This window comes from Polaromonas sp. P3_C2, from assembly GCF_056402675.1.
The window spans coordinates 1-895 of record NZ_JBFUGX010001077.1 but is presented as its reverse complement, the minus strand read 5'-3'; the positions used below and the strand labels follow the sequence as shown (position 1 = coordinate 895).

The 895-nt window shown below is 57.9% G+C and carries 1 protein-coding gene; it reads left to right on the top strand.

The genetic code is table 11. From position 1 onward, the window contains the following. Positions 1–97 precede the first annotated feature (97 nt). Positions 98–895 (top strand): S41 family peptidase (locus AC1DWI_RS24710; protein ID WP_477726117.1); only part of this gene is annotated, 798 nt, incomplete at its 3' end.

Below are 895 nucleotides of genomic sequence, written 5' to 3'. Positions count from 1 at the left end.
AATGGCGGAACTGTGGCGACCGGCCTTTCTCCAAGGTGTATATTGCTTCACATAGGGGGAGCAGGGGCTCTCCAACAGGTTTACGAAGGTATTTTCTATGGGTCAGAAGCTCAAGATAGCAGGCTGGATTTCAATTGGTGCCGTGGCTGGAGCCCTCACCACCGTACAGCTGCAAGCCGTGGCCCGTGGCGGCCTGGCACCCCTTCCGCTGGAAGAACTGCAGCAACTCGCAGCCGTTTTTGGCATGGTCAAGACGGACTACGTGGAACCGGTGGACGAGAAAAAACTCATCACCGACGCCATTTCCGGCATGGTGGCCAGTCTTGATCCGCACTCGGTTTACTTCGACAAAAAGTCGTTCAAGGAATTCCGGGAAGGCACCACAGGCCGTTTTGTCGGTGTCGGCATCGAAATCAGCCAGGAAGACGGCCTTGTCAAGGTGGTGTCTCCCATCGAAGGCTCCCCTGCGGACCGCGCCGGCCTCAAGCCGAACGACCTGATCACACGTATCGATGACACGGCAGTCAAGGGCCTGAGCCTCAACGACGCGGTCAAGAAAATGCGCGGCGAACCCAAGACCAAGGTGCTGTTAACCATTTTTCGCAAGGACGAAAACCGCACCTTCCCGGTCACCATCACGCGCGAAGAAATCCGTACCCAGTCGGTTCGCAGCAAAGTGGTGGAGCCCGGCTATGCGTGGATTCGCCTGAGCCAGTTCCAGGAACGCACGGTCGACGACTTCGTGACCAAGCTTGAGCAGATTTACAAGCAGGAGCCCAACCTCAAGGGCCTGGTGCTGGACCTGCGCAATGACCCGGGTGGCCTGCTGGATGCGGCAGTCGCTGTCTCGTCAGCTTTCCTGCCTGAAAACGTCACTGTGGTGTCCACCAACCTG